Origin of the sequence: Microbacterium sp. (assembly GCF_044340635.1) — a bacterium.
Classification (GTDB): domain Bacteria; phylum Actinomycetota; class Actinomycetes; order Actinomycetales; family Microbacteriaceae; genus Microbacterium.
On sequence record NZ_JBIITF010000013.1, the window covers coordinates 34,647 to 56,108 of the forward strand.

Annotated in this window: 19 protein-coding genes; 7 read left to right on the forward strand and 12 right to left on the reverse strand. The window is 68.3% G+C overall.

Annotated features, from left to right (window positions below):
- Positions 1-26: 26 nt before the first annotated feature.
- Positions 27-1,115, forward strand: coding sequence for an NADH:flavin oxidoreductase/NADH oxidase (locus ACIQ0W_RS11870; protein WP_396642951.1), 1,089 nt, complete (start codon positions 27-29; stop codon positions 1,113-1,115).
- Positions 1,116-1,150: 35 nt separating this feature from the next.
- On the opposite strand, the gene ACIQ0W_RS11875 is transcribed toward ACIQ0W_RS11870, so the two are convergent.
- The 4 genes from ACIQ0W_RS11875 to ACIQ0W_RS11890 all read right to left on the reverse strand — a co-directional run bounded on the left by ACIQ0W_RS11875 (position 1,151) and on the right by ACIQ0W_RS11890 (position 6,427).
- On the reverse strand, positions 1,151-2,242 hold the full coding sequence (locus ACIQ0W_RS11875; RefSeq protein WP_396642952.1) for an epoxide hydrolase family protein: 1,092 nt from the start codon (positions 2,240-2,242) through the stop codon (positions 1,151-1,153).
- A gap of 67 nt (positions 2,243-2,309) precedes the next feature.
- Positions 2,310-3,356, reverse strand: a complete 1,047-nt coding sequence (locus ACIQ0W_RS11880; protein WP_396642953.1) for a hemolysin family protein — start codon at positions 3,354-3,356, stop codon at positions 2,310-2,312.
- On the reverse strand, positions 3,353-4,723 hold the full coding sequence (locus ACIQ0W_RS11885; protein WP_396643006.1) for a hemolysin family protein: 1,371 nt from the start codon (positions 4,721-4,723) through the stop codon (positions 3,353-3,355). The genes ACIQ0W_RS11880 and ACIQ0W_RS11885 overlap by 4 nt, the downstream gene beginning before the upstream one ends.
- Before the next feature lie 249 nt (positions 4,724-4,972).
- Positions 4,973-6,427 carry a GuaB1 family IMP dehydrogenase-related protein gene (locus ACIQ0W_RS11890; RefSeq protein WP_396642954.1) on the reverse strand — a complete coding sequence of 485 codons (1,455 nt, stop codon included), beginning with the start codon at positions 6,425-6,427 and terminating at the stop codon, positions 4,973-4,975.
- A 156-nt stretch (positions 6,428-6,583) separates the two neighbouring features.
- Here ACIQ0W_RS11890 and ACIQ0W_RS11895 point away from each other — a divergent pair, with 156 nt between their 5' ends.
- Positions 6,584-10,360, forward strand: coding sequence for a multifunctional oxoglutarate decarboxylase/oxoglutarate dehydrogenase thiamine pyrophosphate-binding subunit/dihydrolipoyllysine-residue succinyltransferase subunit (locus ACIQ0W_RS11895; protein WP_396642955.1), 3,777 nt, complete (start codon positions 6,584-6,586; stop codon positions 10,358-10,360).
- 85 nt (positions 10,361-10,445) lie between these two features.
- Here the strand turns inward: ACIQ0W_RS11895 and ACIQ0W_RS11900 are convergent, their stop codons facing one another.
- The 3 genes from ACIQ0W_RS11900 to ACIQ0W_RS11910 all read right to left on the reverse strand — a co-directional run bounded on the left by ACIQ0W_RS11900 (position 10,446) and on the right by ACIQ0W_RS11910 (position 12,772).
- Positions 10,446-11,750: a GNAT family N-acetyltransferase gene (locus tag ACIQ0W_RS11900; protein ID WP_396642956.1), complete on the reverse strand. Its 1,305-nt coding sequence runs from the start codon at positions 11,748-11,750 to the stop codon at positions 10,446-10,448.
- 99 nt (positions 11,751-11,849) lie between these two features.
- Positions 11,850-12,095: a zf-HC2 domain-containing protein gene (locus ACIQ0W_RS11905; RefSeq protein WP_396642957.1), complete on the reverse strand. Its 246-nt coding sequence runs from the start codon at positions 12,093-12,095 to the stop codon at positions 11,850-11,852.
- On the reverse strand, positions 12,092-12,772 hold the full coding sequence (locus tag ACIQ0W_RS11910) for a sigma-70 family RNA polymerase sigma factor (protein ID WP_396642959.1): 681 nt from the start codon (positions 12,770-12,772) through the stop codon (positions 12,092-12,094). Before ACIQ0W_RS11910 ends, ACIQ0W_RS11905 begins: the two co-directional genes overlap by 4 nt.
- A gap of 34 nt (positions 12,773-12,806) precedes the next feature.
- Here ACIQ0W_RS11910 and aroA point away from each other — a divergent pair, with 34 nt between their 5' ends.
- Genes aroA through bcp form a run of 3 tightly spaced genes read left to right on the forward strand, consistent with a single transcriptional unit; the run spans position 12,807 to position 15,762 of the window.
- Positions 12,807-14,177 carry a 3-phosphoshikimate 1-carboxyvinyltransferase gene (gene aroA / locus ACIQ0W_RS11915; RefSeq protein WP_396642961.1) on the forward strand — a complete coding sequence of 457 codons (1,371 nt, stop codon included), beginning with the start codon at positions 12,807-12,809 and terminating at the stop codon, positions 14,175-14,177.
- Between the two features lie 14 nt (positions 14,178-14,191).
- Positions 14,192-15,289 carry a ribosome small subunit-dependent GTPase A gene (gene rsgA / locus ACIQ0W_RS11920; RefSeq protein WP_396642962.1) on the forward strand — a complete coding sequence of 366 codons (1,098 nt, stop codon included), beginning with the start codon at positions 14,192-14,194 and terminating at the stop codon, positions 15,287-15,289.
- On the forward strand, positions 15,286-15,762 hold the full coding sequence (gene bcp / locus ACIQ0W_RS11925) for a thioredoxin-dependent thiol peroxidase (RefSeq protein WP_396642963.1): 477 nt from the start codon (positions 15,286-15,288) through the stop codon (positions 15,760-15,762). The genes rsgA and bcp overlap by 4 nt, the downstream gene beginning before the upstream one ends.
- A 3-nt stretch (positions 15,763-15,765) precedes the next feature.
- On the opposite strand, the gene ACIQ0W_RS11930 is transcribed toward bcp, so the two are convergent.
- Positions 15,766-16,191 carry a histidine kinase gene (locus ACIQ0W_RS11930; protein ID WP_396642965.1) on the reverse strand — a complete coding sequence of 142 codons (426 nt, stop codon included), beginning with the start codon at positions 16,189-16,191 and terminating at the stop codon, positions 15,766-15,768.
- A gap of 257 nt (positions 16,192-16,448) precedes the next feature.
- On the opposite strand from ACIQ0W_RS11930, the gene ACIQ0W_RS11935 reads away from it, so the two are divergent.
- The gene (locus tag ACIQ0W_RS11935; RefSeq protein ID WP_036295594.1) at positions 16,449-16,697 is read left to right on the forward strand and encodes a WhiB family transcriptional regulator; all 249 of its coding nucleotides are present in this window, start codon (positions 16,449-16,451) and stop codon (positions 16,695-16,697) included.
- Positions 16,698-16,703: 6 nt separating this feature from the next.
- Here ACIQ0W_RS11935 and ACIQ0W_RS11940 read toward each other — a convergent pair whose 3' ends face one another.
- The 3 genes from ACIQ0W_RS11940 to ACIQ0W_RS11950 are packed head-to-tail and all read right to left on the reverse strand — an operon-like array spanning position 16,704 to position 20,158.
- Entirely contained in the window at positions 16,704-18,197 is a 1,494-nt protein-coding gene (locus ACIQ0W_RS11940) for a sensor histidine kinase (RefSeq protein ID WP_396642966.1), read from the reverse strand.
- 9 nt (positions 18,198-18,206) lie between these two features.
- Positions 18,207-19,535 carry a CpaE family protein gene (locus ACIQ0W_RS11945; protein WP_396642967.1) on the reverse strand — a complete coding sequence of 443 codons (1,329 nt, stop codon included), beginning with the start codon at positions 19,533-19,535 and terminating at the stop codon, positions 18,207-18,209.
- On the reverse strand, positions 19,532-20,158 hold the full coding sequence (locus ACIQ0W_RS11950; protein WP_396642968.1) for an SAF domain-containing protein: 627 nt from the start codon (positions 20,156-20,158) through the stop codon (positions 19,532-19,534). Before ACIQ0W_RS11950 ends, ACIQ0W_RS11945 begins: the two co-directional genes overlap by 4 nt.
- A 169-nt stretch (positions 20,159-20,327) precedes the next feature.
- Between ACIQ0W_RS11950 and ACIQ0W_RS11955 the strand changes: the two genes are divergently transcribed.
- On the forward strand, positions 20,328-20,606 hold the full coding sequence (locus ACIQ0W_RS11955; protein WP_396642969.1) for a helix-turn-helix domain-containing protein: 279 nt from the start codon (positions 20,328-20,330) through the stop codon (positions 20,604-20,606).
- Between the two features lie 61 nt (positions 20,607-20,667).
- Here ACIQ0W_RS11955 and ACIQ0W_RS11960 read toward each other — a convergent pair whose 3' ends face one another.
- Positions 20,668-21,318 (reverse strand): hypothetical protein, encoded by a 651-nt coding sequence (locus ACIQ0W_RS11960; protein ID WP_396642970.1) that lies wholly within the window; start codon positions 21,316-21,318, stop codon positions 20,668-20,670.
- Between the last annotated feature and the right edge of the window lie 144 nt (positions 21,319-21,462).

The window sequence follows — 21,462 nt, forward strand, 5'->3', positions numbered from 1 at the left end:
GAGGCGACATTTCCCGAGGAGCCCTTTTGACCCTGCTGTTCCAGCCCATGACCATCCGCGCCACCGAGATCGCCAACCGGCTGTGGGTCGCGCCCATGTGCATGTACAGCGCGGAGGCGGGCGTTCCGAACGACTGGCACCACGTGCATCTTTCCCAGTTCGCGTCCGGCGGTGCCGGCCTGGTCGTCGCCGAGGCGACCGCCGTCGTCGCCGAAGGCCGCATCTCGCCGCGCGACACGGGTATCTGGACAGACGAGCAGCGGGATGCCTGGGCCCCCATCGTCGCGTCGATCCACGCCCGCGGCGCCGCGGCGGGAATTCAGCTCGCCCACGCGGGCCGCAAGGCATCGACCTGGTGGCCCTTCGCCGGACGCGGGCACGGCAGTGTGGGTCTCGACGAGGGCGGCTGGACCACCTTCGCTCCCTCGGCCATCGCGTACCGGGGGTACGCCGAACCCCGCGAACTGGATGCGGCGGGCATCGAAGCCGTCGTCGACGGGTTCGTCTCGGCGGCGCGACGTTCGATCGAGGCAGGGTTCGACATCCTCGAGATTCACGCGGCGCACGGCTACCTCCTGCACGAGTTCCTCTCGCCGCTCAGCAACCACCGCACCGACGAGTACGGCGGCAGCCTCGAGAACCGAGCCCGCCTGTTGCTTCGCATCGTCGCCGCCGTGCGTGCCGAGGTCGGCGACGCGGTGCCGCTGTTCGTGCGGTTCTCGGGCACGGATGCGGCCGAAGGCGGTTGGAACGTCGAAGAGACCGCGAAGGTTTCCGTGTGGGCCGCCGAGGCGGGAGCCGACCTGTTCGACATCTCGAGCGGCGGATTGGTCGCGCACCAGCAGATCGTCACGGGCCCCGGCTACCAGGTTCCTCTCGCCGCGCACGTCCGTCGCGAAACCGGATTGCTCGTAAGTGCGGTCGGATCGATCACCGAGGGTTCGCAGGCGGAAGAGATCCTGCAGCAGGGCGATGCCGACGCGATTTTCGCCGCGCGCGAGTGGCTTCGCGACCCTCACTTCGGACTGCGCGCCGCCGTCGAAATGGGCGAGAGCGTCGACCTCTGGCCGGCACAGTACGCCCGGGCAGCGCTCGTTCCCGCGCACTCGGCCTGACCCCGGGTCAGGCCGATGGGCCAGCCGAACAGAGTTCAGCTCAGGTCGTCGACGAACCCGCGTAGCTCACGGGCGAACAGCTCCGGCTGCTCCCACGGCCCGAAGTGACCGCCGCGCGGCATCTGTGTCCACCGGCGAACGTCGAAATAGCGCTCGGCGTAAACGCGCGGCGCCGGGTGGATGTCCCTCGGGAAGATCGCGAATCCGGCGGGAACGGGTGCGGACCCTGTCGTGCCCGGCGGGTACAGCGCCGAATCGCGGTAATACCGTGCTGCCGACCCCGCGGTGGACGTCACCCAGTACAACGTGATGTCGTCGAGAAGCTCGTCCGGCGTGAACACACGGAACACGTCACCGCCGTTGTCGCTCCAGGCTCGGAACTTCTCGAGGTACCACGCCGCGAGACCGATCGGCGAGTCGGTGAGGGCGTACGCGATCGTCTGCGGCTTCGTGCGCTGCAAGAGTGCGTAAGCACCTTCGGTCTGACTCCACTCGGTCATCGAGGCGGCCCAGGCCGTCTCGTCGTCATCGAGGGATGCCGGATCGAGTGTGTAGCGGTGCCAGAACGGCACATCGCCGAGATGGACTCCGATCACCCGATCTGCATGACGGTGCGCGATCGTCTCCGCGATCGTGCTGCCCACGTCGCCGCCGTGCACGACGAAGCGCTCGAACCCGAGCTCCGACATCGTGGCGGCCAGCAGGTCCGCGACACGCGCGGCGCCCGAGCCCGGCTCCGTCGGTCGTTCGGAGAATCCGAAGCCGGGGATGCTCGGCACGACGATGTCGAATCGATCGGCGAGCAGTGGCAACGCCTTCTCGAATCGGAGGAACGAATCGGGCCATCCGTGAACGAGCAGGAGCGGGGTCGTCCCCTGCGTTCCCGCACGGACCGCGTGAACGGCGGGGCTTCCGATGCGCACGTGTTCGAGCTCGTTCAGGCGCGCCTCGGTCGCGCGCCAGTCGTAGCCGTTCGTCCACCGATCGACGAGCGTGCGCAGGGTCGCGGGGTCTGTGCCCCACGACCAGTCGTCCTCGGCGACCGAATCGGGCCACCGGGTCCGTGCCAGACGATCCTCGAGGTCGTCGAGGACGGTCTGCGGGATGTCGATGCGAAACGCGGTCATGCCGCCACGCTAGACCCCGCCAGCGTCCCCGGCTCAAACGGGGGAAACCACGCGCGGACGACGGAGCTCAGCGTCGGCGCGTGGCGTCCTGCACCTCTCCGACGAGTTCTTCGATGATGTCCTCGAGGAAGAGCACACCCGTGGTCTCGCCGCTCTGGTCACGCACGCGCGCCAGGTGACGACCCGTGCGACGCATGGTCGCGAGCGCGTCCTCGAGGTCCGTCGTCTCCTGCACCGGAACCATGTGGTGGATGCGCTTGGCGGGCACGGGCTTGTCGAGCCGCTCGTCCGGGACATCCGCTGCCCGCAGCACGTCCTTCAGGTGCACATATCCGACCGGCTCGCCCGCGGCATCCACGATCACGTAGCGCGAGAAACCGTGGACGGCGACGGCTCGCTCGATCTGCGCCGGCGTCGTCGTCTCGGGCAGGGTCACGAGCTGGTCCAAGCGCACCGCGATGTCGCGGGCCTTCTTGTCGGTGAACTCCACAGCCGCGGCGAGCGCGCCCGAAGAGTCATCGAGCACGCCCTCGCTGGTCGACTGGGTCACGATCGTGGCCACCTCGTCGAGCGTGAAGGTCGACGCGGCCTCGTTCTTCGGCTCGACGCGGAACAGGCGCAGCACAGCGTTCGCGATCCAGTTGAGGGTTGCGATGACCGGGTGGAAGACCTTGGACACCCAGACGAGCGGTGTGGCGAGGATGAGCACGGCACGGTCCGGGATCGAGAACGCGAGGTTCTTCGGGATCATCTCGCCGAACACCACATGCAGATACGACACGATCAGCAGCGCCACGACGAACGCGACGACGTCGACGACGGCTTCGGACAGCCCGGTCAACCCGAACGGCACCGCGAGCAGATGGTGGATCGCCGGTTCCGAGACGTTCAGGATCAGCAGCGAACAGATCGTGATGCCGAGCTGCGACGTCGCGAGCATCAGCGTCGCGTGCTCCATCGCGTATAGCGCGGTCTTCGCGGCGCGGGAACCCTTCTCGGCGAGGGGTTCGATCTGCGAGCGTCGGGCCGAGATCACGGCGAACTCGGCGCCGACGAAGAATGCGTTGAACGCCAGGAGGACGACCAACCAGACGATTCCGGCCCAATCGCTCACGACGCACCCCCGTTCTTCGTCCCGCGGCCCCGCAGGATGCGTTCGGCTCCCGTCATCTGCGACGGCTCGCTATCGAGACCATCGGCGTCGCTCGGGTGAGGTGTGTAGCGGATGCGGTCGACGCGGCGTCCATCCATCCGCTGCACGCTGAGCACCCCGCCGTCGGTTTCGACCGTGTCGCCCGGTGTGGGGATGCGCTCGAGGCGGCTCATGATGAATCCCCCGATCGTGTCGTAGACCTCTCCCTCGGGGACGCGGATGCCCGTGCGGTCCTGGAGCTCGTCCGGTCGCCAGTTGCCGGGGAACGTGACCGAGTCCTTGCCGCGGACAAGTCCGGCGCGGCTGCGGTCGTGCTCGTCCGATACCTCGCCGACGATCTCTTCGACAAGATCCTCGAGGGTCACGACACCGGCCGTTCCGCCGTACTCGTCGACGACGATCGCGAGCTGGTAACCACGGGCACGAAGCTCGGCGATCAGAACGTCGAGATGCACGGTTTCGGGGACACGCAGGGGTTCCGTCGCGAGCGCAGCGGCCGGGACATCCGCTCGCTTCTCGCGCGGCACGCTGACGGCCGCCTTCAAATGTACGACACCCACGATGTCGTCGAGCGAGTCGCCGATGACGGGGAAGCGGCTGTGGCCGGTGCGACGCGCGAGTTGGATGACGTCGTCGGCGGAGTCGTCACGCGCAACGAAGTGCATGCTCGGGCGAGGGGTCATGACGTCGTCGGCCGTGAGCCGAGCGAACAGGAGGGTCCGGTTCAGGAGCGAAGCGGTGTCCTGCTCGAGCAGACCCGCACTCGCGGAGCGGCGAACGAGGGACGAGAGCTCCTCGGCCGTGCGTGCGCCCGACAGCTCTTCCTTGGGCTCGATGCCGATGGCACGCAGAACCCCATTGGCCGAGCCGTTCAACAGCACGATCGCCGGGCGGAACACCATGGTGAACGCCACCTGGAACGGCAGCACCAGCTTTGCGGTCTGCCTCGGCAGGGCGAGGGCGAAGTTCTTGGGCACGAGCTCGCCGAGGATCATCGAGAAGATCGTCGCGACCGAGATGGCGACGATGACCGCGATCGGCGAGACCACCGCTTCGGGAAGCCCCCATCCCGTCAGCACGGGGCGCAACAGGCTCGAAAGCGCGGGCTCCATGGTGTAACCCGTGAGAAGCGTCGTGAGCGTGATGCCCAGCTGCGCGCTCGAGAGGTGGGTCGATGTGATCTTCAGCGCGCCGATGGTGAGCGAAAGTCGGGATTCACCGCGCTCGCGCCGCGCCTCGAGGTCGGCACGATCCAGATTGACGAGGGCGAACTCGCTGGCCACGAACAGGCCAGTGCCCACGATGAGCAGCAGCCCCACTCCCAGCATGACCAATTCGTACGTCACGCGTCGACCCTCGCGGAATCGATCGGGGGGTGGGGCGAGCGTCTACAACTGGGGGGGTCGTCCATCGTGGGGTCGAGTTTACCCGAGGTCCGCGGACCAGCGACCGCCGAACCCACACCTCGCGCCACCCGCGATACCGAGTGCACGGCTTCGCTTCGAGTGCACGACGTGCGTGCGGGTCTCAGCGCGTGCACTCGCGGCGAGGTCGTGCACTCGCGACGGCGTCGCGCCTCACCAGCTGACCGGAAGCGCCTTGCCCTCTTCGTAGCCCGCGGCGGACTGCAGACCGACGAGGGCCCGGTCGTGGAACTCCGCGACCGTCGCCGCGCCCGCGTAGGTGAAGGAGGACCGAACGCCCGACGTGATCATGTCGAGCAGGTCCTCGAGGCCCGGGCGGAGCGGATCGAGGTAGATCTTCGACGACGAGATGCCCTCCGCGAACAGCTCCTTGCGCGCCAGCTCGTACGGGTCGAGGCGTCCGAAGCGGTCGTGCACGGCCTTGGTCGAGGCCATCCCCCACGATTCCTTGAACACGCGCCCGTTCGCGTCCGCGAGCAGCTCACCCGGCGCCTCGATCGTGCCGGCGAACCACGAGCCGATCATGACGGATGCCGCACCTGCCGCCAATGCGAGCGCAACGTCGCGCGGGTAACGCACGCCGCCATCCGCCCACACGTGCGCGCCCATGATCCGCGCCGCTTCGGCGGTCTCCAGCACGGCCGAGAACTGCGGACGCCCGACTGCCGTCATCATGCGGGTCGTGCACATCGCGCCCGGTCCCACCCCGACCTTCAGGATGGAGGCGCCCGCGGTCACGAGATCGTGCACTCCCTCGGCCGTGACCACGTTGCCGGCCGCGATGGGGATGTCGAGACCGAGCTCGGCAACCGTTCGGAGCGCCGTGAGCATCCCGTCCTGGTGTCCGTGCGCGGTGTCCACCACGAGCACGTCGACTCCCGCCGCCGCCAGAGCCTTCGCCTTGGCCGCGACGTCGCCGTTGATGCCCACCGCCGCCGCGACGGCCAGGCGTCCCGCTGCGTCGACAGCGGGCCGATAAAGCGTGGAGCGCAGCGCGCTCCGGCGGCTCAGCGTGCCGACCAGGCGCCCGTGCCGCATGACGCAGACCACGTCGACGCCGGCCGCGACGATCGTGTCGAAAGCCGCACGGGGATCCTCGATGTCCTCGGCTTCGAGCGAGGGCGTGTCGCCCCGCGCGAGATCTCCGAGCCGAGCATCCGGCAGGGCCGTGGCGAGCCGCGACGCGGGAACGATGCCCCGGATCTCCGCTGCCGACACGTTCTCGCCACCGTCGGCGACCACGATCCCGTGGCCGGGCGTCGCGGGCAGGATGCGCAGCGCGGCCGCGACGGTCGCTTCCGGCGGCAGCACGAGCGCCGTGTCCCACAGCACGGGTTGGCGCTTGACCCAGCGGATCGCGGAGTCCAACTCCTGCAGCGGCAGATCCTGGGGCAGCACGCCCAGACCGCCTCGGCGCGCGAGCGTCGCGGCGAGGCGGGCACCGGTCACCGAGTTCATGTTCGACGAGACGATCGGGATCGTCGCCGGGGTGCCGTCGTGCGGCGCAAGGTCCACCTGTAGGCGACTGGTGACCGCCGAGTGCCGCGGCACCAGGAAGACATCCGAATAGGTCAGATCCACCATCGGCCGCTCACCCGAGAATTCCATAGCTCTACGCTAGCCACTCCATCTCACCGAGTGGCTCGTGCGGCGGCCTGTTCCGCGACGGGCGGAACGGATCTGGGATAGCCTAGATGTTCGTGCGCGTGGGCCACGAAGATGCTCTGCGCGGCTACCTTCATCGAAGAAAGAGGGCGATCCAGCGTGTCGAGCCAGGTGACAGGCGTCGGGACTTCGAACGAGGGAGAGTTCGGGGCCAACGAATGGCTCGTCGACGAGCTCTACGAGCAGTTCAAGGTCGATAAGAACTCCGTAGACAAGGCGTGGTGGCCGACTCTGGAGGCGTATCACCCGGTCGATGTCGACGACGCATCGGATGCCTCCTCCGCTTCCGCGGCGCCGAGCACCGCCCCGTCGGCATCGAGCGCCGCTCCGCAGAACTCGTCCGCAGAGCCGGCCAAGCCCGCTGTGGCCGAGCCGAAAAGCGAGCCGCGACCCGTCACGGCGCCGATACCCGTCATCGGCGCACAACCGGTGGCACGCACGACGACGCGCCCCGCATCGCCGCCCCCGATCCCGGCGCAGGCGCCCGAGAAGCCCAAGGCCGCGCCGGCCCCGGAGCCGCTCGAAGAAGACACGATCACGCCGCTCCGCGGCATGCCGAAGGCCCTCGCCGCGAACATGGACGAGTCGCTGACCGTCCCCACGGCCACCAGCGTCCGCACGATCCCGGCCAAGCTGATGATCGACAACCGCATCGTCATCAACAACCACATGTCCCGCACCCGCGGCGGCAAGGTCAGCTTCACGCACCTCATCGGCTGGGCCATCATCCAGGCGCTGAAGGACTTCCCGAGCCAGAACGTCTTCTACGCCGAGATCGACGGCAAGCCCTCGGTCGTGGCACCCGCCCACATCAACCTGGGCATCGCGATCGACATCCCCAAGCCCGACGGAACCCGCGCCCTGCTCGTTCCGAGCATCAAACGCGCCGAGTCGATGACGTTCGGCGAATACCTCACCGCGTACGAAGAGATCGTCTCGCGGGCCCGCGGCAACAAGCTCACGGCCGCCGACTTCCAGGGCACGACGATCTCGCTCACCAACCCGGGCGGTATCGGCACTGTCCACTCGGTCCCCCGCCTGATGCGCGGCCAGGGCTGCATCGTGGGCGCCGGCGCGCTGGAGTACCCGGCGGAGTTCCAGGGCGCGAGCGAGAAGACGCTCAACGAGCTCGCGATCGGCAAGACGATCACGCTCACGAGCACCTACGACCACCGCGTCATCCAGGGCGCCGGTTCCGGCGAGTTCCTGAAGAAGGTGCACGAGCGCCTGATCGGCCAGCACCACTTCTACGAGGACATCTTCGCCGCGCTCCGCATCCCCTACGCGCCCATCCACTGGGCCGCCGACATCAACGTCGACATCGCCGAGCGGATCGACAAGCAGGCCCGCGTGCAGGAGCTCATCAACTCGTTCCGCGTCCGCGGGCACCTGATGGCCGACATCGACCCCCTGCAGTACGAGCAGCGCACGCACCCCGACCTCGAGATCGAAGAACACGGCCTGACGTTCTGGGACCTCGACCGCGAATTCGTGACCGGTGGTTTCGGTGGCAGGCGGATGGCGAAGCTGCGCGACATCCTCGGCGTGCTGCGTGACTCCTACTGCCGCACGATCGGCCTGGAGTACATGCACATCCAGGACCCGGGCCAGCGCCGCTGGTTCCAGCAGAAGGTCGAGATCAAGTACACCAAGCCGACCCACGACGAGCAGCTGCGCATCCTCAGCAAGCTCAACGAGGCCGAAGCTTTCGAGACCTTCCTGCAGACCAAGTACGTCGGGCAGAAGCGCTTCAGCCTCGAGGGCGGCGAGTCCCTCATCCCGCTGCTCGATGAGATCCTGCAGGGCGCCGCGGGCGCCGGGCTCGACGGGGCGGCGATCGGCATGGCCCACCGCGGCCGCCTGAACGTGCTGACCAACATCGCGGGCAAGACCTACGGCCAGGTCTTCCGCGAGTTCGAGGGAAGCGTCGCACTCGGCAACAAGCGCGGCTCGGGCGATGTGAAGTACCACCTCGGCACCGAGGGAACCTTCGTCGACGACCACGGCGTCGAGCTGCCGATCTACCTGGCCGCCAACCCGTCGCACCTCGAGACCGTCGACGGCGTGCTCGAGGGCATCGTCCGCGCCAAGCAGGACCGCAAGGCCATCGGGACGTTCTCGTGGCTGCCGATCCTCGTCCACGGCGACGCGGCCTTCGCGGGCCAGGGCGTCGTGGTCGAGACGCTGCAGATGTCGCAGCTGCGCGGGTACCGCACGGGCGGCACGATCCACGTGGTCGTCAATAACCAGGTCGGTTTCACCACGCTCCCGCAGGACGGACGCTCGTCGGTGTATGCCACGGATGTCGCGAAGACCATCCAGGCACCGATCTTCCACGTCAACGGCGATGACCCGGAGGCCGTGACGCGCGTCGCGCAGCTGGCGTTCGAGTATCGCGAAGAGTTCCACCGCGACGTCGTGATCGACCTCGTCTGCTACCGCCGACGCGGTCACAACGAGGGCGATGACCCCTCGATGACGCAGCCGCTCATGACGAACCTCATCGAGGCCAAGCGTTCGGTACGCCGCCTGTACACCGAGTCCCTCGTCGGTCGCGGTGACATCACCGAGGAAGAGTACGAAGAGGCCAAGCGCGACTTCCAGGATCGCCTCGAGATCGCCTTCGCCGAGACGCACGCCGCCGAGACCGGTTCGCACGCGGTCATCACGGATGCCGACGCCGAGGTCGAGGAATTGACCTGGGGCGACATCGAGACGACCGGGGTCGGAACCGACGTCGTGCACCTGATCGGCGATGCGTTCGTGAACAAGCCCGAGGGCTTCACGGTGCACACGAAGCTGCAGCAGCTGCTCGACAAGCGCTACGACATGAGCCGCAACGGCACGATCGACTGGGGCTTCTCCGAGTTGCTCGCCTTCGGTTCGCTGCTGCTCGAGGGCACGAACGTGCGCCTCGCCGGGCAGGACTCGCGCCGTGGCACGTTCGTCCAGCGCCATTCGGTGCTGCACGACCGGGCCAACGGCCAGGAGTGGATCCCGTTGACGAACCTGAGCGATCGCCAGGGGCGCTTCTGGGTGTACGACTCGTACCTCAGCGAATACGCCACGATGGGCTTCGAGTACGGCTACTCGGTCGAGCGCCCCGACGCGCTCGTGCTGTGGGAGGGTCAGTTCGGCGACTTCGCCAACGGCGCCCAGTCCGTGATCGACGAATTCATCACGTCGGCCGATCAGAAGTGGGGCCAGCAGTCGAGTGTCGTGCTGCTGCTGCCGCACGGCTACGAGGGTGCGGGCCCCGACCACTCGTCGGCCCGCATCGAGCGGTTCCTGCAGATGTGTGCGCAGGACAACATGACGGTCTCGCGCCCGTCGACTCCGGCGTCGTACTTCCACCTGCTGCGCCGTCAGGCCTATGCGCGTCCGCGCCGACCGCTCATTGTCTTCACCCCGAAGGCCATGCTGCGGCTGCGTGGCGCGACGAGCCCGGTCGAGGCCTTCACGAGCGGCCGCTTCGAACCGGTGCTCGACGATGACCGCGGCATCGACAAGTCCCAGGTCAAGAAGGTCCTGCTTCATTCCGGCAAGACCCACTGGGACCTGCGCGGCGAGCTCGACAAGAACCCGGACCCCTCGGTCGCCCTGGTGCGCCTGGAGCAGTTCTACCCGGCGCCGGTCGATGAGCTGAACGCCGTCATCGCCGGATACCCGGGTGCCGAGCTGGTGTGGGTGCAGGATGAGCCCGAAAACCAGGGCGCGTGGCCGTTCATCGCGCTCGAGGTCGTCAAGCACCTGAAGGGCCGCACGATGAGCGTCGTTTCGCGCAGCGCCGCGGCCTCGCCCGCGACGGGCTCGCCGAAGGTCCACGCGATCGAGCACGCCGAGCTGATGAAGAAGGCCCTCGCGCCTCTCGCCTGACGTTTCGCCTCGCTCAACGACCGTGATCGTCCTCAGTCGTTGAGCGAGGCTCGCAGGTTCGAGACGAAACGTCCCGACCCGCGCGTCAGTACCAGATGCCGAGCGTCGGCGCGGTGTCGCCGGCGAAGGCCCGGTCCAGTTCACGCAACGCGGCGTCCTCACCCGTCAGCTGACCGGCGGCACGCAACGTCACCGCGCGCACTCCCCCGAGGTAGAGCGCTGCAAGCGATGCGACGGGCATCGATACCTGTGGCGTCGCGTCGGTGGGCGTGACCCGGGCCGCGCCGTCCGCCCCGACCTCGAGCATCCATGTCCCTTCGGCGAAGCCGAGCGGATCGCTCACCGCGATGACATGGGTTCCCGCGGCGGCGTACCCGCGCGCCGTTAGAGCCCCGGGGACGTCGAGAATCCGCAACCACTCGTGATCATGAACGGCGACGTGAGCACCGCGCCGATCGGCGAGCAGCCACGGGAGCGGCTCATCGACCGACCGCAGCGGCGCGCGCACGCGCGACACGAGATCGTGGCGCAGGACGAAACCCCAGAGTGCGCGGTACGCCTCGTCGCCATCGCCCACGAGGTAGGTGATGTCGAGCGTGTGCCGGGCCATGTCGGCCGGGTCCTCGGACAGGCGATAGACCAGGGCGCCGCGTACGACGCCCGCCGTGTCGGCGTAGCGCACGACGCGGGTGCGGCCGGGTTCTTTGGAGCCGCCCGCGATCATCGCGAACTGGCGCCATCGGCCCGTCCAACCATCCACATCACCCGGTCGCGTGACGCGAACGCGCTCGTGCACGTCTTCCAGCAGCGCCACCGCCTCTTCGCGGCGGACGTAGTCGAACGACCCGGGCACGTCGCCGCCCCGCCATCCGGCCCGGCGTGTGTCGATGTCCCACGTGGTCGCCTCGACAGCGGGCGCGAAACCGAAGCGGCCGTAGATCGTCGCCTCGGAGACGGTCAACCCCGCGACGGCCATCCCTGCGTCGCGGGCGGTGCGCAGCTCGCCCTCAAGCATCGCGCGCGCGATGCCGCGACGGCGTCGGGTGGGCGACACTGTCACGCCACTGATCGCCCAGAACGGCGTCACCCGGTCGCCGGGAACGGAGAGCTCACCGACCCACGAGTTCACCGTCGCAACGGGAACCTGCGGGTCGAGCCCGGCCTCGTCGTAGACGCCGATGCGGCGACGGTAGCCGATCGACTCGCCGAACTCCCGCGCTTCGTCATCCGTCGGCTCTTCGCCGAGGAATCCACGGGCCTCTGCGGTCGAATACGCGCGCAGCGCTTCGGGATCTCCCGGGTCGACCAAGCGGTACATCAGTCCACGCTGAGCGAGCGCAGCTGCGGACGTTTCGTCAAGGGAAAGGGTGCGGGCGTCAGTCGTTGCCATCCTTCGAGGCTACTCGTCGCCACCGGACCCCTCGAGCCGTCACGAAACGCTCGATGATTCGTGCAGATCGAGCCGTTCGTGACAGGTCGACGCCGGATGCTAGTGGTGCGCCGCCTGGACCGTGCGCAGCTTCGCAAGCACCTGATCGCGCAGGTCCTCGGGCGCGCTCTCGCGGCAGGCCCGCGCCAGAACATCGGTCAGGGTCTTGGCGACAAGAGCCTCATCGCGACATCCGGGGCAGTTCTCCAGATGCTCGCGGATGTCGGCGTGCTGCGTCTTGCACACTTCGTTTCGCAGGTACTCCTCGAGGTCTCGCCTCGCCTGGTCACAACCGCAATCGGTCATTTCTTCGCTCCCGGACCGGCGGAGACGATGCCCCGCTCTTGTGCGTATTCGGCCAGCATTTCGCGAAGCAATCGCCTTCCGCGGTGAAGGCGGCTCATGACTGTGCCGATCGGTGTCTTCATGATGTCGGCGATCTCCTGGTAGGCGAAGCCCTCGACATCCGCGAGGTACACCGCCAACCGGAAGTCCTCCGGGATAGCCTGCAGGGCGTCTTTTACGACGGATGCGGGCATGTGATCGATCGCTTCGGCCTCGGCGGAACGGTTGGTCGACGCGGTCGTCGACTCCGCTCCCCCGAGCTGCCAGTCCTCCAGGTCGTCGATCGTGCCCTGGTACGGCTCGCGCTGCTTCTTGCGATACGTATTAATGTAGGTGTTGGTGAGGATGCGGTACAGCCACGCCTTCAGGTTCGTGCCCTGGTGGAACGTGGCCCACGAGGCGAAAGCCTTGACGAACGTCTCTTGTACCAGGTCCGCAGCATCGGCCGGATTGCGCGTCATCCGCATGGCCGCGCCGTACAGCTGGTCCATGAACGGAAGCGCCTGGTCCTCGAACTGGGCGCGGGCGATCTGCGCCGGCGCGACGTCGACCTCTTCTTCGGGCTGCTCGTCCATCACCTCCCAGTCTAGGCGCGCGAGAACAACCGCCGAAGGCGTGCGTTCCATCGTCTGAATCATCGTGTCCTCTCGGGGCTCGATAGAGTAGAACCCGATGACACCGCACGGCTATTCCCCTCGCGCCGACGAGACATCTTCTGATGCTCCCCAGCCCCCTGCCTGGCGAGCGCCCGTGGCCGGTTCTCCGCTCGATGCCCGTCTGGCGATTCCTGGCTCAAAGTCGCTGACGAGTCGCGAATTGGTCCTGGCCGCGCTGGCCGACGGACCGAGTCGGATCCTCTCTCCTTTGCATTCGCAGGACTCCGAGCGGATGGTCGGGGCGCTGCGGGCCCTCGGCGCACAGATCGAGCCGGCGCCGGGCGAAGGCCCATTCGGCCACGACTGGATCATCACTCCCCCCGCCCCGTTCGCCGGGAACAGCGAGATCGACTGCGGCCAGGCGGGAACGGTGATGCGCTTCGTGGCTCCCCTCGCCGGGTTCGCGCACGGAGACGTCCGGTTGACGGCGCATGAGACGGCCCTTCACCGCCCGATGGGCGAGCTGATCCGCGCTCTCCGGGACATCGGGCTCGACATCGACGACGGCGGTCACTGGTCCCTCCCCTTCGTCGTGCGCGGGCACGGTCACGTGCGCGGCGGCGAGGTGCAGATGGATGCATCCCGTTCGAGCCAGTTCGTGTCGGGTCTGCTGCTCGCGGCTCCGCGGTTCGATGTCGGGCTGCACCTCGTCCACACGGGCGAGCGGTTGCCGAGTCTCCCCCATATCGAGATGACGATCGAGGCGCTCGCACACCGCGGCATCCACGTCGAGCGTCCCGCGCCGAACGAATGGATCGTGGCCCCCGGAGCGGTCCGGGCCAAAGACATCACGATCGAGCCGGACCTCTCGAACGCGGCGCCCTTTCTTGCGGCCGCGATGGTCGCGGGCGGTTCTGTCACGATCGAGGGTTGGCCGGCCCACTCCACGCAACCGGGAGCCCTTCTCGGCGACCTGCTGCACCGCGCCGGGGCGCGCGTCGCCCGCCGCGGCGGTGCATTCACCGTGACCCGCACGGCTCCGCTCCGCGGTTTCGATGTCGATCTGTCCGCCGCGGGAGAACTCGCTCCGACGATCGTGGGACTCGCGGCTCTCGCCGAGGGCCCCTCGACCATCACGGGCATCGGACACATCCGTCTGCACGAAACCGACCGGATCCGTGCTCTCGTCGACGGACTGAACGAGCTCGGCGGTGAGGCGAGCGAGTTGCCCGACGGCATCCGCGTCGTGCCGCGTCCGCTCCACGGCGGCCTGTGGAGATCTCACCATGACCACCGGATGGCGACGACAGGCGCCGTGCTCGGCCTGAGCGTTCCCGGCATCGAGGTCGACGACCTCAGCGTGACCGCCAAGACCCTGCCGCAGTTCGAGCAGCTGTGGAACAGCATGCTGGCCGGCTCGTCCGCGAAGCCCGGCGCGACCGAGTAGACGATGCGCAGACGATGAGCGGCTCGGATCCGAACTGGTGGGATTACGACGACGCCGAGACGGACGAGGCGGACGAGCTCGACGAGTCCGACATCCGGATGCGCCCGAATCCCAAGGCGAATCGGCCGCGCAGCAAGCGACGCCCCGCACACGCCGACGCCGAGATCGGCCGCGTGATCGGCGTGGACCGCGGCCGCTACTCGGTTCTGATGGACGAAGACGCCCCGGACGAACACGAGGTGTCCGCCGTGCGTGCTCGTGAGCTGCGCAAGCAGCCGATCGTGACAGGCGACCGGGCTCGGGTCGTCGGCGACACGTCCGGTGACGAGGGGACGCTCGGCCGCATCGTCGGCATCGAGGAGCGGACGACCCTGCTGCGCCGGTCGGCGGATGACACCGACCAGGTCGAGCGCATCATCGTCGCGAACGCCGATCAGATGCTGATCGTGGTCGCGGCGGCGGATCCCGAACCGCGCACGCGCCTCGTCGATCGCTACCTGGTGGCGGCCTTCGACGCGGGCGTCCGCCCCATGCTCGTTGTGACGAAGACCGACCTCGCCGATCCCGCAGAATTCCTCAGTCACTTCGAGGGTCTCGACGTGGAGGTCTTCACGAGCGCGCAAGGCGAGGTGCCGATCGAGCGCATCGGGGCGCAACTCGTCGGGCACTCGACGGTCTTCGTCGGGCATTCGGGCGTCGGCAAGTCCACGTTGATCAACGCCCTCGTGCCGAGCGCGGGGCGCGCCACGGGGCATGTCAACGAGGTCACGGGCCGCGGTCGGCACACGTCGTCATCCACCGTGTCGCTGCGGTACGTCGGCGACAGCGGACGCGGATGGGTCATCGACACCCCGGGAGTCCGCTCCTTCGGCCTCGGCCACGTCGACCCGGCCAACATCCTGCGCTCGTTCACCGACCTGGACGAGATCGCGAAGGACTGCCCCCGCGGGTGCACGCACCTGCCGGATGCGCCGGACTGCGCGATCGCGGATGCTGTTGCCGAAGGACGGCTGGGGCCCAACGGCGCCGCACGGTTCGACTCGCTGCAGCGCCTGCTGATGACCTTCGGAAAGGTGGCGGGGCGCGAGCGGCACCCTACGCTGGACGAATGAGCACTGTACGCCTCGAGCCCGGTACACCCGCCCCCGACTTCACCCTGCCCGATCAGGACGGATCCCCCGTCTCGCTCGCCTCGCTCCGCGGCAAGCGGGTCGTGTTGTTCTTCTACCCGAAGGCCATGACGCCCGGCTGCACAACCGAGGCCTGCGACTTCCGCGACAGCCTCGCCCCTCTGCAAGCGGCGGGCTACGTCGTCCTCGGCATCTCGCGCGACGACCCGGCGACGCTTCGCGAGTTCCGCGAGCGCGACGGACTGACCTACGACCTGCTGAGTGACCCCGATCACTCGGCCCACGACGCTTACGGCGCCTGGGGCGAGAAGCAGAACTACGGAAAGACGATCGAGGGCGTCATCCGCTCGACCTTCATCCTGGACGAGGACGGAAAAGTCGACCAGGCCCTCTACAACGTCAAGGCCACGGGACACGTCGCCCGCATCCGCAAGCTCGTCGGCATCGACGCCTAAGGACTACGACTCGGCGGGAGGCGCGTCGCGTCGGCCTGCCGCTCGTGCGACCGCGATCACCAGGATCAGTGTGATCACCGCGGGCACGGCGAGGGCCAACGCGACGAGCGGATGCGCGTATGCACCGGTCGCGGCACCGAGCGCCACCGCGAGAATCAACAGCTGTGCGACGATCGCGCCTGAGCGACCCCATCCGTGGCCTCGAAGGATCGCGATCGCGAAGGCGAACAGCGCGACCGCGGCAATAACGGTCATCAGGATGAGCGCCCACGCGGTGCCGAGATCCGTCGTCTCCCCCGCGATCAGGGATGGCATCATCCACCCCGCGAGCGCGGCGACGGCGATGCCTTCCAACCCGACCAGGACGGCGGCGGCCCACGTTGTGGCATTCGCTTCGATCGGCTGCGGAGTCGTGGCTTCCGGTTCCATTCCTCTACCTCACCCCGCTTTATGCGCCCGGTATTTTGTGACGAATCACCAAGCCACCGGGCTGATGCTCAGCATCCTGCACAGAATTCACGCACTCGACCCTTGATCGGACCGAAGCCGTGTGGGACGATAGTGAAAGCCATGTGCTCCCACAGCGCCGTGGGGCGAGCATTCTGCTCGCACCTACCAGGGTACCGGACCCGAAACCGATCTCTGAGCACTCGCTCACACCCCACCACGCAACAAGGAGCATCTGCATGGACTGGCGCGACAAGGCCGCATGCCTCACGGTCGATCCCGAACTGTTTTTCCCGGTCGGCAACACCGGGCCGGCGGTCGACCAGATCGAGAAGGCGAAGGCCGTTTGCGCCCGCTGCACCGTGACCGAGATCTGTCTGCAGTACGCCCTCGAGTCCGGTCAGGACTCCGGTGTCTGGGGCGGCCTCTCCGAAGACGAGCGCCGCGCCCTCAAGCGTCGCGCCGCGCGCGCCCGCCGCGCCTCGTAAACCCCGTCAGGCCCGCGGCCTGTCGATCCACCGCAGCGGAATATCGATGGTGACTTCCGTTCCGCTGCCCATGATCGTGTGCCAGTCGATCGTTCCTCCCAGCTCACCCTGGATCAGGGTGCGAACGATCTGTGTGCCGAGCCCGCGCCCCACTTGACCCTCGGCCAGGCCGACGCCGGTGTCTCTCACACTGACCTTGAGCCGCGACGACGAGCGCTTCGCCTCGATCTCGACCTTGCCCTCGCGACCGGCAAGTCCGTGCTCGACGGCGTTGGTGACGAGTTCGGTGAGGGCGAGCGCGAGGGGCGTGGCATAGGCGCTCGGCAGCTTGCCGAACGTCCCGGTCGAGCGTGTCTGTGCGCGCGTTCCCGCACCCGCGGCCACCTCGGCGACGAGCTTGAGCACCCGGTCGAACACCTCGTCGAAGTCGACGGTCTGCGTCAGGCCCTCCGAGAGCGTGTCGTGCACGACGGCGATCGCCGAGACACGACGCATCGCCTGGGTGAGGGCCTCGCGCGCTTCCTCCGAGTGGGTGCGGCGGGACTGGATGCGCAAGAGGGACGCCACCGTCTGCAGGTTGTTCTTCACCCGGTGATGGATCTCACGGATCGTCGCGTCCTTGGTGATGAGTTCCTGCTCCTGGTGGCGCAGTTCGGTGACATCGCGGCAGAGGACGATCGCGCCCGAACGCTCCCCGTTCTCGCGGAGAGGGATCGCGCGGAGCGACACCGTCACGCCGCGCGCCTCGATGTCCGCGCGCCATGGTGCACGACCGGTCACGACGAGCGGGAGGGATTCGTCGATCGTCTCCTTCGCGGGGAGGACACGGGTCGTCACCTCGCTCAACGACTCGCCCTCGAGCTCGTCGTCGAACCCGAGACGTCCCCATGCGGAGAGCGCATTGGGGCTGGCGAAAGTCGTGGTGCCGTCGACATCCAGACGGATGAGTCCGTCGGATGCGCGCGGTGCACCGCGCCGAGGCCCGGTCGGGGCCGAGAGGTCGGGGAAGTCGCCGCGCGCGATCATGCCGAACAGGTCGTCGGCGCAATCGTTGAAGGTGATCTGCTGTCGACTGGGCGTGCGGGCTTCGCCGAGGTTCGTGTGACGTGTGAGGACCCCCAGGACCACCGGCGGGTATCCGTCGCGGAGCGGGCCGCGGACGATCGGCACCGCCCGGACCCGGGTGGGCGTCTCTTCGAACCAGTCGGGCGAGGCCGAGTCGATGATGCGGACACCCTGCGCCGCATCCTGCACCTGGGTTCGCCACTGCGGCCGCACCCGGTCACCGACGATGTCGCGGTAGAAGAGCGTCGCCGCTCCTGACGGACGGGTATGAGCCACGGCGATGAAGGAGTCGTCGCTCGTCGGCACCCAGAACACGATGTCGGCGAAGGCGAGGTCCGCGAGCAGCTGTCCATCACCCGCGAGGCGATGCAGCCACTCGATGTCATCGGCGCTCGAACGGCCCTGGGCGGAGACGAGTTCACTGAGGGTCGGCACCGATCCAGCCTATGCCGTGAGCCGGTTCTGCCGTCCCTCCTCCCCTCCGTGGGATACGCGCCGGAACACCGACGCCCGCCGGGCGGGCCGTCCGTGGTTGCCACCGCCGACAGCCGCGCCGTGCGCCGCGGTGTTGCGATGATCGCCCCCCAGAACCGGCAACAACGTGTCGCCCGTGAACCGGCGTATCGCACCCACCAGGGCCGAACGAGGCGCTACGGCCACGATCGGCTGTGCCTGCAGTACGGCGGCGTCCGCCGCGCGCTGGTCCTCCGGCAGGAATGCCACCTCGCGTATGCCCGCGAACCGATCGAGTGTCCGCCGGATCTGACCACGGGCGTCGATCCCCAGCCCGCCCGGCCGCAGCCGGTTGGCGACGACGAGCACCGGGGTCGACCCGGCGATGGCGCGCACCTCGGCGTATCCCCGGACGAACCGCGCGATGCCGACGGGGTCGGCTGTGCAGACCGCGACGATCACATCAGCGGAGCGCAGAGCCGAGATCGTCGCGGCGTTGCGGCGCGGACCCTCGACATCACTCATCAGTTCTTCGTCCTGTTCCACCGGCGCCGCGACATCGACGATCGTGTACGGCGCCCAACGTCGCGCGGCCTCGAGCGCTATCGTGACGCGGTCCGCCGCCAGTTCCGGCCAACGGCCCCGGCGGTTGATCCCGCACAGCACGTCGACGCCGGCTCCCGCCACCCGTACCGGCGTGCTGATGCGGACGAGTTCGCGCTCATCGAGCGTGCCGAGGCCCGCCTGACGACAGGCCGACGGAAACCCGGGACCCTCGTCCGCGAGGCCCAGGGCCAACGCGAGCGACGGCGCGTGCGAGTCTGCATCTATCAGCGCGGTGCCCGCTCCGCCCCGGGCGAGTTCGAAGGCGAGCATGCTCGCCACCGTCGAGCGGCCCGGCGCACCCTCCGGACCCCACACCACCACGACGTGTCCCGCCGCCGCATCCGGGACGAGGTCATCCTCCCGCGCCATGCCCCGAACGGCGGCCGCGATGTCTTCCACCCGCGGCGCGACGAGGGACGCGGTCAGTCCGAATGCCGCAGCAACCCGCTCACCGTCCGCGTCGCCCGTGAGCGTCACGATCCGAATCCCCCGCCGATCGCACACCGACACCAGGTGCGAGCCGAGCGTCCGACGGTCAGCCGTCAGCACGAGGACGTCGACTTCCTCGAACACCTCGAGCGCGCTCACGAGGTTCGCGTCCTCGAGCACGACGGGATCGATCGCCGCTTCGATGCGAACTCCCGCTCGCTCGAGTTCCGTCGCCAGTCGCTCACCCCGCTGCCCCGCGACGGCCAGCAGCACACGCGGGCTCACGCGCCACCCGCCGCCGGCACGATCGACAGAGCCGCCGACGCCGCGACCGCCTGAAGCACGGCCGCGACATCCGACCGCGGCACGACGAGTTCGAGCGCCGAGCCACGGGCCCCCAGCAGGCTGTCGGCCTCTTCGACCGCCGCCACCGTTGCGTCCGCTACGAGGATGGCGGGTGTGCCGAACACGCCCTGTTCCAGAACCGGCGACGCCCAGAGTTCAACGACACTTCCCGCGACAACGTCCGACGGCACCGCCGTCGTCGTCTGGACCACGACCGTCGTCACCCGCGCCCGCACGCCGTCCTCGAGCGCACTCACGGGCACCAACTCGCCTTCGGCGACGGTACGCGTCGCGATCGAACCGGGGATCAGAGCATCCGGACTCATGTAGACGCCCTCGGCAGCCCCGAGTGATGCTTCGACGACCCGCAGATCGTCGGCCGTCACCTCGTCCCCCGGCACGAATGTGCGCGCCGCCGCGAAAACGGGAACCGTCTGCCGCGCGGCGGTCACCGTGGCCCACACGCCGGCGACCGAGGCGACGATGAGCCCCAGTCCGACGAAGAATCGCACGTCGTTCCAGAATGCGCGCGGGCGCCGCGGCGGGCTGTCGAGAGCAGTCATGTCGATCCCCCATGATGTGGCTGCGTAAGCCGTGGTCTGCGGTTCTGCGTTCGGGCGCTGGACGCCGTTCCGCGGTGCGCACCATCGTCGCGCATCGCGCTCACGGGCCCCTTCGGTTATCCACAGGACCCCGCGCCCGGCGCCCCGTCGAGGGGTCCATAATGGGGTCATGTCCGAGAGCTCCCCCAGCCCTCGCTACCTGGCTCCGTCGCAGGTGGCTGAGCTGTTGAGCATCTCCGTCGACGAGGTCATGGATCTCGTCCACGAAGGTCGCCTTCGCGGAGCGCGTCTCGGCTCTCCCGCCAAGTGGCGTATCGAAGAGCAGAGCCTGCGCAGCTACATCGACGATCAGGTCGAAGAGGCCCGCCAGATGCATCTGTGGCAGCAGTCGCAAGCGGCGAGCTTCCCCGAAGTCTGGGGTTCGGGGAACGCGACCCGACCCGAATAAAGCGCGTTCCGACCCGCTCACGACAATGCCGGTGTCTCCTCACAACAATGCCGGTGTCTCCTCACAACAATGCCGGTGTCTCGCCCCGTTCGAGCGAGAGCCAGGCGATGGCGTCGAAGGGTACGAGCCGGAACGCCCGCACCTCTCCCGTTCGACGAACGGCACCCGCGTCGTGCACGGCGAGATCGAGATGATCCAGACCCACGCGGTCGATGGTCCCGAACTCCGCTCCGCCCCACAGCCAGTGCACCCGAACCGGCACACGACGTCGCGCGAGGTCGCGCAGCACGAACCCGAGCGTCAGCCGCTCCGCGAGACCCGCATTCGCGGGCGGCGCGTCCGGACGGGCGGCGCGCATGAGCGCAACCTCGGATGTCGTCAGCGATGCGATCGCGCCCGTGCGCACCAGCGCGAGCCCGCCCGAGGGCATGTCAAGACGGAGCGCCGCGAAGTCCGTACCGACGGCGTCGACCGTGCCGCGCAGAACGGAGCTGTCGGTGAGCGCAAGGGAGACCGTCTCCTTCACACCGGTGCCGGCGAAAGCGACCAAGCGGTCATGCAGACGAACGCGCGAGAGCCGGAGGCGCTCGCCCTCGCTGTCGAGCGCGGCGCGCTCGCTTTCCCACTCCGCGGCGAGCTGCCCCTCGAGGTCCTCGAATAGCCGCTCCCAGCGCACAACAGGACCATAGGTGAAAAGTTTCGGATTGATCACGAGTTATCCACAGAGGGCAAATACCCAGCTTGGGCTGGACTTTGCTGTGGTCTACTGCAATCTCAGCCCGGTCAGCGAGAGATGGGGGTCTCCATGAGCACACCAGCCGGCAGTGCCCGACAAGGCATGGCGCAAGAAGCCGTG

Bases quoted from the DNA above. Each gene is read 5' to 3' on its own strand.
- ACIQ0W_RS11905 (WP_396642957.1), bottom strand. From the start codon at position 12,095: ATGACCGATTGCGGTTGTGACCAGGCGAGGCGAGACCTCGAGGAGTAC.
- ACIQ0W_RS11910 (WP_396642959.1), bottom strand. From the start codon at position 12,772: ATGATTCAGACGATGGAACGCACGCCTTCGGCGGTTGTTCTCGCGCGC.
- aroA (WP_396642961.1), top strand. From the start codon at position 12,807: ATGACACCGCACGGCTATTCCCCTCGCGCCGACGAGACATCTTCTGAT.
- ACIQ0W_RS11890 (WP_396642954.1), bottom strand. From the start codon at position 6,427: ATGGAATTCTCGGGTGAGCGGCCGATGGTGGATCTGACCTATTCGGAT.
- bcp (WP_396642963.1), top strand. From the start codon at position 15,286: ATGAGCACTGTACGCCTCGAGCCCGGTACACCCGCCCCCGACTTCACC.
- ACIQ0W_RS11885 (WP_396643006.1), bottom strand. From the start codon at position 4,723: ATGCTGGGAGTGGGGCTGCTGCTCATCGTGGGCACTGGCCTGTTCGTG.
- ACIQ0W_RS11930 (WP_396642965.1), bottom strand. From the start codon at position 16,191: ATGGAACCGGAAGCCACGACTCCGCAGCCGATCGAAGCGAATGCCACA.
- ACIQ0W_RS11900 (WP_396642956.1), bottom strand. From the start codon at position 11,750: ATGGCAACGACTGACGCCCGCACCCTTTCCCTTGACGAAACGTCCGCA.
- ACIQ0W_RS11875 (WP_396642952.1), bottom strand. From the start codon at position 2,242: ATGACCGCGTTTCGCATCGACATCCCGCAGACCGTCCTCGACGACCTC.
- ACIQ0W_RS11935 (WP_036295594.1), top strand. From the start codon at position 16,449: ATGGACTGGCGCGACAAGGCCGCATGCCTCACGGTCGATCCCGAACTG.
- ACIQ0W_RS11955 (WP_396642969.1), top strand. From the start codon at position 20,328: ATGTCCGAGAGCTCCCCCAGCCCTCGCTACCTGGCTCCGTCGCAGGTG.
- ACIQ0W_RS11950 (WP_396642968.1), bottom strand. From the start codon at position 20,158: ATGACTGCTCTCGACAGCCCGCCGCGGCGCCCGCGCGCATTCTGGAAC.
- rsgA (WP_396642962.1), top strand. From the start codon at position 14,192: ATGAGCGGCTCGGATCCGAACTGGTGGGATTACGACGACGCCGAGACG.